The 12,636-nt window shown below is 70.8% G+C and carries 8 protein-coding genes; all 8 read right to left on the bottom strand.

Annotation, left to right across the window (positions count from 1 at the left end; genetic code table 11):
- Nucleotides 1-2: 2 nt before the first annotated feature.
- Nucleotides 3-359: an NADH-quinone oxidoreductase subunit A gene (locus tag WMF34_RS02840; RefSeq protein ID WP_012233157.1), complete on the bottom strand. Its 357-nt coding sequence runs from the start codon at nt 357-359 to the stop codon at nt 3-5.
- A gap of 260 nt (nt 360-619) precedes the next feature.
- The gene (locus WMF34_RS02835) at nt 620-1,726 is read right to left on the bottom strand and encodes a hypothetical protein (RefSeq protein WP_157907453.1); all 1,107 of its coding nucleotides are present in this window, start codon (nt 1,724-1,726) and stop codon (nt 620-622) included.
- A 375-nt stretch (nt 1,727-2,101) separates the two neighbouring features.
- Nucleotides 2,102-4,630: an MXAN_6577-like cysteine-rich protein gene (locus tag WMF34_RS02830; protein ID WP_437992340.1), complete on the bottom strand. Its 2,529-nt coding sequence runs from the start codon at nt 4,628-4,630 to the stop codon at nt 2,102-2,104.
- A gap of 237 nt (nt 4,631-4,867) precedes the next feature.
- Nucleotides 4,868-7,771, bottom strand: a complete 2,904-nt coding sequence (locus WMF34_RS02825) for an MXAN_6577-like cysteine-rich protein (RefSeq protein ID WP_437992339.1) — start codon at nt 7,769-7,771, stop codon at nt 4,868-4,870.
- Between the two features lie 134 nt (nt 7,772-7,905).
- Entirely contained in the window at nt 7,906-9,105 is a 1,200-nt protein-coding gene (locus tag WMF34_RS02820; protein WP_012233153.1) for an alpha/beta fold hydrolase, read from the bottom strand.
- 4 nt (nt 9,106-9,109) lie between these two features.
- Nucleotides 9,110-9,235 carry a hypothetical protein gene (locus tag WMF34_RS02815; RefSeq protein WP_437992338.1) on the bottom strand — a complete coding sequence of 42 codons (126 nt, stop codon included), beginning with the start codon at nt 9,233-9,235 and terminating at the stop codon, nt 9,110-9,112.
- Between the two features lie 689 nt (nt 9,236-9,924).
- On the bottom strand, nt 9,925-10,944 hold the full coding sequence (locus WMF34_RS02810; protein ID WP_437992337.1) for a TIGR02757 family protein: 1,020 nt from the start codon (nt 10,942-10,944) through the stop codon (nt 9,925-9,927).
- Nucleotides 10,941-12,632, bottom strand: a complete 1,692-nt coding sequence (locus tag WMF34_RS02805; protein WP_437992336.1) for a sensor histidine kinase — start codon at nt 12,630-12,632, stop codon at nt 10,941-10,943. The genes WMF34_RS02810 and WMF34_RS02805 overlap by 4 nt, the downstream gene beginning before the upstream one ends.
- Between the last annotated feature and the right edge of the window lie 4 nt (nt 12,633-12,636).

Here is a 12,636-nt window from a genome sequence, read left to right as displayed (position 1 = left end):
CTTCACTTCTCCCATTCCAGAGCTCCCTTCTTCCACACGTACACGAGCGCCACGACGAGCAGCGCGACGAACGAGCTCATCGTCGCGAGGCCCGTCCACCCGAGGTTCCGGAACTGGACCGACCACGGGTAGATGAGCACCGCCTCGATGTCGAACACGACAAAGAGGATCGCCGTCAGGTAGAACTTCACGCTCGGCTTGACGAACCGCCCGCCCGTCGAGTCGCTGCCGCACTCGTACGGGATCATCTTCTCGGGCGTCGGGTTCCTCGGGCCGAGCAGCGACGTCAGCGTGAACATCGCGAGCGCGATGATCGCGGCGACGAGAAACAGCAGGAACAGGGGGATGTAGGTGGCCATCGAGAGAGCACTCCTACGTGTCGACCCCTGGAGGGGTCGACCATCTCGCCGAGGCGCGCGGCGTCTCGGGGCGAGACCTCGGGGCCCACGGCCCCGAACCATGCAGTCCAAAAAGGTGAGAGCGACGCGGCGATGCTGCCTGGAGCAGCAAAAATCCGAGCGATCCCGGCTTAATCCGCGCCGGATCTAGTCGGCCGCCGCGGGGGTGTCAATGGAGGCGGTCGGCGGTCGGTCAACCAACCAACGCGCGGGCCGCGATCCTAGGAGCGGTTCGCGGCCAGGACCAGCCCTCGCCACGCGGTGAGCGCCGTCCCCAGGCTGGCCTCGATCTCCCGGATCTCCTCCACCATGTCGGCGTCCGCCACGCCCACGCTCCGCGCCTCGCGGACGCAGGCGAGGGCGGCGACGAACTTCTTGCGCTGCACGAACGCCCGCGCGAGCAGCGGCCAGATCTGCTTCGGCGGGGCGCCGAGGTTGGCGGCGCGCCGGAGGGGGCCGATGGCCTCGCCGGCCCGGCCGTCTTCGAGCATGGCCTCGCCCAGCCGGCGGAAGATGTCGCCGGCCGCGGCCCCGTCGTGCGCGTACTGGACGGCGAGGCGCATGACCTCCTCGCCCTGGTGCTCCTCGCCGAGCTTGACGCACGCGGTGCCGAGGAGGCCGAGTCCCTTGGCGATCAGGCTGCGGGCGTCCGGCGTGAGCATCTGCCCCTCGGGCGTGCGCAGGAAGATCGCGAGCGGGGCCGGCCAGGTGCCGAGCAGCTGGATCACCTTCGGGAAGTCGCCGCGCTGCGAGGCGACCTCGGCCTCGGCGACCTTCGTGAGATCGATGGCGGAGCGCGCGCCGGCCGACGCACGCTCGAGCTCGTCGCGCACGTGCGAGCGGATGCGGGCGCGGAACTCGTTGAGCTCGTGGGTCTCCTCGATGCCGTCGCGCAGGAGCAGGAGGCGCGAGGTCTTCCCCTCGACGGCGAGCTTGCGGAGGCTGTAGCCGTAGAGCGGGGCGAGCAGCAGGTAGCGGACGCCGATGTGGAGCTGGATGCCCTCGAGGTCGGTGTCCCGCTCGGGCGCGGGCGGCGTCGTGTCCTCCGTGAGGAGGGCGCCGACGAGGCGGTGGCGGAAGTCCGCGAGCGTGAGCCGCTGGACGTCGCCGTCGATGTCCTCCTCGCCCGGCGGCGCGATAACGAAGTCGACCAGGGTGTTGTCCGGGTTGCGGCGGTCGACGGTGAGCGCCGTGATGCGGGCGCCCGTAATCATCGAGAAGGCAAAGAACGCCTCGCCCACGATCTCGCAGAGCGCCTGGAAGCTGCCGATGCCGTCGCCTATGCGCTCGAACCAGCCGTCGGTCCGAACGGCATCGAGGGAGAACACGCGTTCCTTTGGCATGGTTCGACCCGGATCACAGGGGCGCGTCCCGGACGACGGGCGCAAGTCCCAAGGGGGCCGAGACTCGCACGGGCGGGCGCCGCTCTCAAGAAAACTCCTAGGGCGTGCGCGTCGACACGTCGCCCGCGTCGCTCACCGACGAGAGCGCTGGCCGCCTTCCATGGCTCCCGATCGTTCCATGCCGCTCCACCTGCCCCCACGCGCGTCGATCCGCGCCTCCCCTCCCCGGCCCGTGCCCCCCGGCCGGGGCCGCCGCGGCGGCCGACCCGCCACAGCGGCCGTGCCCCGGAGGGTCGAGCCGCCGCGCTCCCCGCCCGGGGCCCCGCTGGCCGACGGGTCGCCGAGCGGGGCGCGCCCTGCTCAAGGGACAGCGGCGATGTTGAGGGTGAGATTGCCGGAAGCGGCGCGTCGGCTGTCGCCGATGATCGTGATCACCTGCCCTTCGGTGAGGGTCACGGTCACGCTCGAGCTGGCCATGACCGCGTTGTCGTTGCACGCGAGCTCGGGGCCGGAGCAGCTGTCGCCGTCGTGCACGTGAAGGACGGTGTCGAAGTTCGACGACAGCGTGTCGATGACGTAGGTCCCGTCCGCCGGCGCGGTGAAGCGATAGACCCTGTCGTTGCCGCTCGATGGGACGCAGCTCGGTGTGGCCGAGTTCGGCTGGAACAGGGTGGAGCCCATCGCCGTCTGCGGGACCGTCGAGCCGAGGTCGATGGGGTTCCCGCAGATGCCGTCCCCCTGGAACAGGCTGATGTTGAGCTCGAACTCGCCCGTGGCCTCAGGGTTGGCGCCATCGACCACGACGACGGTCTCCTGCCCCGCGGCGAGCGGCACCACGAGCCGCGACTGGACGACCACGGCGTTGTCGTTGCAGCCGAGCACCGCGCCGCCGCACGTGCCGGCGTGCACGTGGACGACCGTGTCGAAGCTCGATCCGAACGTATCGAAGACGTACAATCCGTCGGCCGGCGCCGTGAAGCCGTACGCCCTGTCTTCGCCGCCGGGCACGCCGCACGGCGCGCTCACGTAGTCGCCCGCGCCGACGGTGTTCCCCTCCACGGTCTGCGGGACGACCGACTCCAGCGCCTTCTCCGGGCACGGGGGGCTCGGGGTGCCGCTCACGTTGAGCGTGTACGCGCCGTGCTTCCCGGACGCGCCGTCCACGACCACATACGCCGTCTGCCCCTGCGCGAGGGGCGTGGACACCTGCGATTGGTACGCCAAGCCCTCCGCGTCGTCGCTGCACCCGAGCAAGGCGCCCGTGCAGCTGCCGTCGTGAACGTGGAGCACCGTGTCCAAGGTCGAGCCGATCGTATCGAATGTGTACCGGCCGGCGATGGGCGCCGTGAAGCTGTAGCTGACCTCGGGGGAATTGCCCTTGGCGCAGTCCGCCGGGGGCTGGAGTACGCCGTCGAGGCCTGACGTGCGGCCCGTGACCGTCTGCGGGTAGGTGGAGCCGAGATCCACCATGGGGCACATGGGCGGAGCCCACGCGGCGACGTTCAGCGTATAGGGCCCACGCGCGCCCTCGAAGCCGTCGATCACCGCCACGACCTTCTGGCCGGCGCGGAGCTCCACCGTGGCGCGCGACTGCGACCCTTCTCCTGCGTCGTCGGAGCAGGTGAGCACGTCGCCATCACACCCGCCGTCGTGCAGCTCCAGGATCGTGTTGAACCCGGAGCCGAAGGTATCGAATACATACTTCCCGGCCGCCGGCGCCGTGAAGCTGTAGCTCGCGTCGGGGCTGTCTGCGACTCCGCAACTCGGCCTGATCGCGTCGCCGAAGTGCTCGGTGTTGCCGGTGACGGTCGCCGGGAGCGGAGCGTCTATCACCCACCCAGGGCACCTCGGCGGATCGGCCTTCGCCATGTTGAGCGTGAAATCGCCCTCCCCTCCGTCGAAGCCGGTCACCACGATGAGGACCTGCTGGCCCGCCTCGAGGACCGCGCGGACCCTCGATTCGGCGACCCCGGGGGCAATGTCATCGTTGCAAGCGAGCTGAGCGCAGGTGGTCGCTCCCAGCACCCCGATGGCCGTATCGAAGGTGGACCCGACGGTGTCCAGCGTGTACGTCCCCGCCACGGACGGCGTGAAGCGGTAGACCCGCTCCGACGAGCCGGCGGCCAGGCACGCGAGATCGTAGTTCGTCTCACCGCTGATGGTGGTCCCCGTGATCGTCTGCGGGAACGTGTCGCTGAGCTCATCATACGTCCCGAGGACGCAGGTGCAGGCGCCTGCCTGGCATACCGCCCCTCGCTCGCACGCCACGCCGCAAGCGCCGCAGTGGAGCTGGCTCGTCTGCAGATCGGCGCACGCGCCATCACACGTCGCGAGGCCGGCGGGGCAGGTGCAGACGCCGGCGACGCACGACTGGGCAGGCGCGCAGCTGGAATCACACTCGCCGCAGTTGCGCCTGTCGCTCAGCACATCCACGCAGGCGCCGTCGCAGTCCGTGAGGTCGCCCGCGCATGCGCAGGAGCCGTCCGCGCAGACGTGCCCCTCCGCGCACTCGACGTCGCAATCGCCGCAGTTCCACCGGTCGGCCTCGAGGTTCACGCATTGGCCTGAGCAGTCGGTCTCGCCTTCTCCGCACTCCTCCCCGCCCCCGACGCCGGCCCCGATACCGCCGCCGTCCTCGCCGCCGCCGCCCCCGCCGCAGCGGCCCTTCACGCAGAGCTGCCCCTCTTCGCAGGCCTCGCCGCACGCGCCGCAGTGCTCGGCGCTCGCCTGGAGATCGACGCACTCTCCATTGCACCACGACAGCCCATCAGGGCACTCGCTCGACGCGCCGGGGCTCTCCGCGCAGGACGCCGCGAGGACGACCCCCGCGGCCAGGAGCAGCGCGGCGGACGACAGGGCGGGCCTGGGGCGCAATCCGGATCTGTTCATGGCCATCCTTGGGGGTGCGTGGCCGCTCGAGGCGAGCGGAGAACGAGCCGCGCGGAGAACGAGGCGCGCGCCAGGATACGCCTGCGGCCGACGCATCCGCAACCGGCGGGGGTGCTCGGCTGGCGGCGCGCAGGTCGAGCCGCGGCCCGGACCGCGCTCGCCGCGCCGCGCCGCGGAGACGCGCCCTCGCGGGCTCGACGCGACAGACGCCGTCGCCAGGGCACAGCCAGCGCGGACTCAGAGCTTGGCGATGTTCAGCGTGAAGTCGCCGGACGCTCCATTGTACCCGTCGACGACCACGGTGATGGTCTGGTTGGGGGCGAGCTCGATCTGCACCTTCGACGCTTGTGAGCTGGTGAGATCGTCGTTGCATTGCAGCTCGATGCCGGTGCAGCCACGCGTGTGGACGTGAAGGACGGTGTTGAACGACGAACCGATCGTATCGATGACATAGGTGCCGCGGATCGGGGCGGTGTAGGTGAACACCGCCTCCGGAGCGGACGCGTACACCGCGGGCACGCATTTCGGCCTCACCACGTCGGGCTGGCCACGCGTGGTGCCGGTCGTGGTGATCGACAGCGGCGATCCGAGGTGGATCGCCGTCGCGCAGGTCCCCGGGCCGGTGAACCGGTCCACATGGAGCACGTAGTCGCCGGAGCTCGTGCCGAGGCCGTCGACGACGACGAGGACGCTTTGATCGGCGGCCAGGCCGAGGGCGACCCGCGACTGCTGACCGTCCGTGTTGTCGTTGCACCCGAGCGACGTCCCCTTGCAGCTCTCCTTCAAGATCTGGAGTATCGTGTCGAAGCTCGAACCGAACGTATCGAAGACGTAGAGCCCGTCCTCCGGCGCGGTGAAGCGGTAGATCGTGTCTGGAGCATTCGACGAGGAGCCGCAGGCCGGGCGGACGGACTCGGGCTGCTCCGCGGTGCTCCCTGTCACGAGCTGCGGGACGACGGAGCCGAGATCGATCGCCGTCGAGCAGGTGCCGCCGCCGGAGAACGGCGCAATGGTGAGCGTGAAATCGCCCGACGCGCCCGCGGCGCTGCCGTCCACGAGGAGGACGACCGTCTGCCCCTCGGTGAGCTCCAGCGTCAGCCGCGACTGCCCGCTTCCCGGCGCGTCGTCGTTGCACGCGAGCTCGGCCCCGGAGCAGCTGCCGTCGAGGACAGAGAGCGCCGTGTCGAGGCTCGATCCGAACGTATCGACGATGTAGGTGCCGGCCGCGGGCGCGGTGAAGCGGTAGGTCACCTCGCCGGCGCCGCTGCCGCAGCTCGGGCGCAGGACGTCGGCCGCATCCGCGGTGGTCCCCGTCACTGTCTGAGGCACCGTCGAGCCGAGATCGATCAGCGGGCACGGGAGGACGAAGGTCTGGCTCACGTTGAGCTGGAAGGGGCCGGAGGCGACTGGAGCGTAGCCGTCCACGACGACGGAGATGGTCTCTCCCTCGCGGAGCATCACCTTCACCTGCGATTGCCGGCCAGAGGTGTCGTCGTTGCACGCGACGCTCTCACCGCTGCATGTCCCCTCGTGGACGTGCAGGACGGTGTCGAAGGAGGAGCCGAAGGTATCGAAGGTGTAGAGCGCGGTCGCCGGCGCGGTGAAGGCATAGGTGGCCTCGGGGCCGCTGTCGCTGGTGCAAGGCGACGGGACGGCGCTCACGCGATCCGGGATAGCCGTGGTGCCCGTCACCGTCTGCGGAAACGTGGCGTCGAGCGTGAGCTCCGGACAGGGAGGCGGCACGTACTCGGAGACGTTGAGCGTGAATGGCCCGGATCCGCCGTCGACGCCGTCGACGACCGCGACGACCGTCTGGCCCTCGGCGAGGTTCGCGACGAGGCGCGACGTCTTGGCTCCCATGGCATTGTCGTCGTCGTTGTCGTTGCAAGAGATCACCGTCCCGGAGCAGGACCCCCTGCGCAGCTCGAGGACGGTATCGAACGTGGATCCGGACGTGTCGAAGACGTACCGGCCGGCGCGCGGCGCGGTGAAGCGATAGCTCGCGTCGGAGGTGTCGATTGAACCGCAATGCGTCGAGACGGCGTCGCCGAGCCCCCAGGTGTTCCCGGTGATGCTCAGCGGGAGCCCCGTCGCGAGGGTGTCGAGCGGGCACGCCGGCGGCGCCATCCGGTCGAGGTGAAGGGCGAAGTCGCCTTGCGCGCCGTCGTAGCCCGAGACGACGAGGAGGACGCTCTGCCCTTCCTCGAGGGCCACCGAGGCGCTGCCCGTCACGGCTCCCCCGCGATCGTCGTTGCACGCGAGCTCCTCGCAGGCGTCGAAATCCAGGACGCCGATGGCGGTGTCGTAGCTCGACCCGGCGGTGTCGAACTTGTACCTGCCGGCCTCCTCCGCCGTGAACCTGTAGACGAACTGGGTCGAGCCGACTCCCATGCAGGCGAGCGGGAAATAGGTCTCCGCGCCGACCGTGGTGCCCGTCAGGAGCCGAGGGACCGTCGAGCCGACGTCCTCGTAGTCGCCGGCGGCGCAGGCGCACGCGCCCTCCCGGCAGAACAGCCCCGGGGCGCACGCCGCGCCGCACGCGCCGCAATGCGCCGGGTCGACGGCCAGATCGACGCACCTGCCGCTGCAGATCGCGAAGCCCTCGTCGCAGACGCACGCCCCCTCCACGCACGTCTCGTGGAGGGGGCAGCGGGCCTCGCAGGCCCCGCAATGCAGCGGATCGCTCTTCACGTCCACGCAGCCGCCGCCGCACGCGGTGAAGCCGGAGGCGCAGCGGCAGGCGCCGCGCTCGCACCGCTGTTCGGCCGGGCATTCCTGGCCGCAGCGCCCGCAATGGGCGGCGTCGGTGGCGAGGTCGACGCAGCCGCCGCTGCACGCGACGAGGCCGGAGGCGCACGGCTCGCCGCCCGCCTCGCCCCCGCCCCCGCCTCCGCCCCCGCCGACGCACACGCCCGCCTCGCACCGCGCCCCGCTCGCGCAGACGCCCTCGCAGCCGCCGCAGTGATCCGGATCGGCCTGCGTGTCGAAGCACGCTCCCCCGCACGGCGTGAGGCCGTCATCACACGGCGCGACGGCCGAGTCCTCCGCGCAGGACGCGGCGAGGGCGACGAGCGCCGCGACCGTCAGCCAGAGCGCCATCGACGACGGCTCGAATCTGGCGCGCAATCCGGGGTGACTCATGAACATCCTTCGGCGGACAGGCCGGCCACCGCGTGGCTCCGAGAGATCCGGCGCCGAGGATACGCCTCTTCGCTTTCGCTCTGCAATCGTCGATCACCGCACGTCCACGCGCGCGCGATCGACCTCCACGGGCGTCAGGCGGCCGGGAGATCCGGCATCGGAGCGGCCTCGTCGGATGTCGGCTGACGCGCCTGGATGGCCTCCAGCGCCACAGCGCCCGTCTCGGGCCCCGGCGCGTCTTCGGCCTGCAGATCGGGGCCGAGGAAACGAGCGATGGGCTCGAAGAGCTCGACGCCGGTATAGGCGCCGACGGCCAGATCGCCGTGACCGTAATCTTCCCGCGCTCCGAAGTCGCGCCCGAGCACGAGAAAGCGCTTCGGCGTCTCCGGGCGATCGCGCCCCCATGCGTCGAACGCCGCGCGCACCGCCGAGGCGGGGGCTATCCTGTCGGCGCTGCCCGCGATGAACAGGGCCGGAGCCGCGACCGAGGCGAGGCCGTCCAGGACCCTCTCGCCGTCCACGCGGATCTCCCCGTCGCCCGCCATCCACGCGGCGAAGTCGGCGTTCAGCGCTGCAGGGATGTCTTCGATGCAGTTGACGAGCGCGAGCCGCGTGACGCCGGGAGGCACGTTGCGCGGGTTGGCCACGGCGTGATGGATCGGCGTCGGCAGCCACTCCGACGCGAACGCGACGCTGCGTGCCATGAGGCGGAGCGGGACGCCCGGCAGCAGCCGGCCCGGCAGGAAGCGCATGAGGCGCACCGGCGTGGTGAGCCGGCCAGGCGAGCCGACGATGACGACGCGGCGGACCCGATCGCCGGAGACGCTCCGGCCAAGCGCCGCATAGAGGAGCATGCCCCCCATGGAGAAGCCGACATAATCCAGCGAACGGGCGCCGGTGCGCTCCAGGATCGCCTCGATGGCGCAGGGGAGGTCGTACCGGACCATGGCGGAGAACCGGACGCTGCGGCGCTCGGCGCGGGTGAGGAGGCGGCCGCTGCGCAGCGTCAGCAACCACACGTCGCGTCCGAGCGTGGCGAGGTGGCGAGCGAGCGAGTAATCGGGGTGGATGTCCTGGTTCCTGTGGTTCGCGGCGAGCCCGTGGACCAGCAGGATCGGCGGCAGGTCCGGCTGCGCCTCCGCGCCGTCCGGGCGCGGGACGCGGCGGATCTCGATCGGCGCGCCATCCTCGGTCCGCAGGACCTCCTCCACGCTGTACTCGAGCGGCAGCGTCAGCCGCTTGACCCAGTAAAGGAGGTGCGCCCACAGCCCGATCGCCGCCAGCACCGCGAGCGCCAGCGCCACCAGGAGCGTTGCCCCGAATGTCCAGACCATACGGTCAATCTACCTGCTGGCGCTGCTTCCGCATGCAGGCAACCTCGACATTCCTGTCCACCAGGAAGGACGGAACACAGGCCAGTCGCTCGTCGAGGCCGCAACCCAGCTCGCTCGTCTGGATGATCATGAATCCATGGGAACAGCACGTTTCACGATCGTCTCCCGCAGCGCGTGAAAAAGTCACACAGCGTTCGGAAGCCACTCCACCCCATCGCGCCGGACAGCGCGCGGGGCGACGGCCCCTGGCGGAAACGCACGTTGGCAACGGCTCGTTTTCCCTGGGATTCGCGTCTCGCGAGGACATGACCATGTGCCCAGGCCTACCGCGGCGCGAGATCGAGAGCTCCAGCACAGGCGTGCACAAAGGTTCCAGATCTACCAACCCGGAACGTGGCATGCGGATCGCAACACACGAGGGCGACGAGAGAGCTGGCAAGGGTCCCGTAAGCACCCGGGAAAGGGGGCACGGCAAGAAGAACGCCGCAGCAGAGCTCGGGGGGGCTCGGTTGCGGCGCTCTTCTTGCCGTGCCGTCTGCCGGACGGCCGCGCTCATGCGCTTACCGGAGACAAAATGAAAAAAGCGCCTCGCGGACCTGGGGGGGGAAGGTCTCCGCGACGGCGCTCGCGTGTCATTTTGCAGGCTCTGTGCCTGCCCCACGCAGGATAGATTTTCAAATACTTACACCAAAAGCAGCCAGCCATCATTGCACGATTGCAAATCACAGTTGCAATCTGATTCAAATTCGAAGGCCTTCACGTTCTCGATCTGATCGAGGTCGTAGCCGTTCCAGACGGAAATTTGCCGTGCGGGCGTGTTCACTCGTCCCAGTGGCGGCAGACCGGCTTCACGCCGCACCCCTGGCAGCGGACCGGATCGCGCCGCGACGGGCATTGCTGGAGCATGCCGAGGTGGCAGAGGGCGAAGTCGTACTTGACCGGGTCGGCTGGATCGAAGCCGCGGAGGGCCGCGGTGATCTCCTCTGCCGTCTTCCAGGTGGCGCCCCTGCGATCGGTGAGCCCGATGTTGTAGCCGAGCTTCTCGATGTGCGTGTCGACCGGGATGAGGAGGGCCGACGGGGGCACCGGCCACAGGCCGAGGTCCACGCCGTCCGCGGGGCGGATCATCCACCGCAACAGGAGCATGAGCCGCTTGGCGGCGCTGCCCTTCTCGGGATCGGGGAGGATGTGCGCGGCTCCGCGATCGTCCGGACGCCGGTCGAGGCCGCCGGCGCGTCGGATCGACCGCACCCAGGCCCCGAGGGCCTGGCGCAGGTCGCCGGTGCGCGAGAGCTCGGCCGCAAAGGCGGCGCCGAGCGAGCCCGAGGCCCGCTGCACCCGCCGAGCGCCGACGATCAGCCCGACGAGGTCGCGATCGCGGTAGATCCGGTGCCGGAAGCCGCGCAGCCGCGCCGAGACGGCCCGGGCGTCGTCGGCGGTGAGGGCGATCTCCGGCCCGAGGCGATCGAGCGCCTCGCCGATCTTGGCGTGCAGCGCCTTCACGTTGCCGAAGGCGAGCGACGCGGCGATGAGCGCCACGAGCTCCTGATCGGCCGGGTCCGTGTAGCGATGGACGAAGGAGACCGGGTCTCGCGCGCGGCGCTCCTCGACGGCGCACCGCGCGCGCACCCCGTCGAGCGCCGCCTTGACCACCGCGCCCCGCGCGGCCTCCCCCGCGGCGCCCCGCGCGGCGTCCCTCCGCCGGGGAGCCGCCTTGACCGCGGCTTCCGTCGGCCGGGGCGCCGCCTTGCGCGCGGCGTCCGTCCGCTGCCGGGGCGCCGCCTTGATCGCGGCGTCGCCCGGCCGGGGCGCCGCCTCGCCGCTCCCGCGCGCCCTCACGGCGACCCCGCGTCCGGCGCCGGATCGACCACGACCGGCTCGGCGTTCGCGGCGCGCTCTTGCGCCTCCCCGTCGTGCTCCAGCGCGGGGAGCGACACGACGAACGCGCTGCCGCGCCCGTCGTCGGTGAGCGGGCTCTCGACCCGCACGGCGCCGCCATGGCTCTCGGCGATGTGCTTCACGAGCGCGAGCCCGATCCCGCTGCCGCGCACCTGCCGCTCGCTCGCCCGCCGCCCGCGCGCGAAGCGCTCGAAGATGTGCTTCTGCTCGTCGGGATCGATGCCCGGCCCGCGGTCGCTCACCCGGATGGTGACCTGCCTCGCCTGGCGCGTCAGCGCGGCGAGGCGCCCGCCGCCCCCGCCCTCGGCCTCCACCGCGACGGCCACGCGGCCGCCGTCCTTCGCGTACTTGAGCGCGTTGTCGAGCAGGTTCACGAGGGCGAGCTCGAGCGCGCGCGCGTCGATGAGCGCCTCGGGCAGCCCCTCGGCGATCGTCAGCTCGACGGTCATCTCCTCGCGCTCGGCGCGGTAGCGGTACATGTCGACGGCGCGCGTCGCCACCTCGGCGACGCTCCCGCGCGCGAACTCGTAGGCGGCCTTGCCCCGCTCGACGCGGGCGAAATCGAGGACGTTCTCGATGAGCGCGGTGAGCCGCTCGCTCTCGCTCACGATGATCTGCAGGTACTGGCGGCGCTTCTCGTCGTTGGGGACGCGGCCGCCGAGGAGGAGCTCGCCGAACATGCGGACCAGCGAGAGCGGCGTCTTGAGCTCGTGGGACACGTTCGCGACGAAGTCGCTCTTCAGCGCCGCGAGCCGCCGCTCGTTCACGGAGGCGAGCACCACGATCGCGAGCCCGGCGAGCGCCACCAGGGCCGAGAAGCCGACCATCAGGATCTCGATCAGGCGCTGCCGCTCGACCTTCTCGCCGAGCTCCTCGGCCGTGGTGAGCGCCATCTGGAGGCGCCAGTTGTAGAGCGTGGTCGGGAAGGGGCGCCCGACGGTGAACTCGCCGCCGATGATGGGCGGGCCGAACACGATGCGGCCCTCCTCGTCGATGACGTTCATCCGGCTCTTCTCGCGATCGAGGTCGCGGAAGAGCCGGGGCATCACCTCGTGGACTAGGCGCGGCACCTCGTGCCACGCGATGATGAGGCACTTGCGCCCCATGTGCTCGCGCTGCCAGTAGCTCACGAGCAGGCTCTGCTGATCGATGACGTGGTGGAGGTGGCGCAGCTCGGTCGTGTCGCCGGTGAAGTTCATCTGCGGCAGGAGGCGGGCGAGCAGGAGCTTGCGGAAGGCGTCGTCCTCCCGCCCGGACGCGCCGCGCGAGGCGAACGCGAGCACGTCGTGCGCCTCGTTGTCCATGTCGAGGACCAGGATGGCGCGCACGGTCGGCGTCTCGCGGGCCGCCGTGGGGAGCCACCGCCGCGCGATGACCGAGAGGTTCGCCACGTCGACGTGCGCGGCGACGACGTTGTCCTGGGCGATGATCAGCTTGTCGAGCCGGTCGACGCGCTCGTCGGCGAGGGTGAGCGTCGCGTCGAAGACGGTCTGCTGCCGCGCCTTCTCGATCTGCAGCGTCGTGCGCAGGGCGATCCCGCCGAGCACGAGCACCGCGACGACGATGGCGGGGACGAGGGCGAAGTACGGGACGCGATGGCGCTTCCCAGCGGAGGGGAGGAGGTCCATCGCT

Source organism: Sorangium sp. So ce145 (genome assembly GCF_051525985.1).
Classification (GTDB): domain Bacteria; phylum Myxococcota_A; class Polyangia; order Polyangiales; family Polyangiaceae; genus Sorangium; species Sorangium cellulosum_B.
Note: the sequence above shows the minus strand (reverse complement) of the source record. Positions and strands in the feature narration are given on the sequence as shown.

What these genes read in the sequence shown, in the direction of transcription:
- WMF34_RS02840 (WP_012233157.1), bottom strand. Translation starts at nt 359, where the DNA reads ATGGCCACCTACATCCCCCTGTTCCTGCTGTTTCTCGTCGCCGCGATC.
- WMF34_RS02830 (WP_437992340.1), bottom strand. Translation starts at nt 4,630, where the DNA reads ATGAACAGATCCGGATTGCGCCCCAGGCCCGCCCTGTCGTCCGCCGCG.
- WMF34_RS02825 (WP_437992339.1), bottom strand. Translation starts at nt 7,771, where the DNA reads ATGAGTCACCCCGGATTGCGCGCCAGATTCGAGCCGTCGTCGATGGCG.
- WMF34_RS02820 (WP_012233153.1), bottom strand. Translation starts at nt 9,105, where the DNA reads ATGGTCTGGACATTCGGGGCAACGCTCCTGGTGGCGCTGGCGCTCGCG.
- WMF34_RS02815 (WP_437992338.1), bottom strand. Translation starts at nt 9,235, where the DNA reads ATGATCATCCAGACGAGCGAGCTGGGTTGCGGCCTCGACGAGCGACTG.
- WMF34_RS02805 (WP_437992336.1), bottom strand. Translation starts at nt 12,632, where the DNA reads ATGGACCTCCTCCCCTCCGCTGGGAAGCGCCATCGCGTCCCGTACTTC.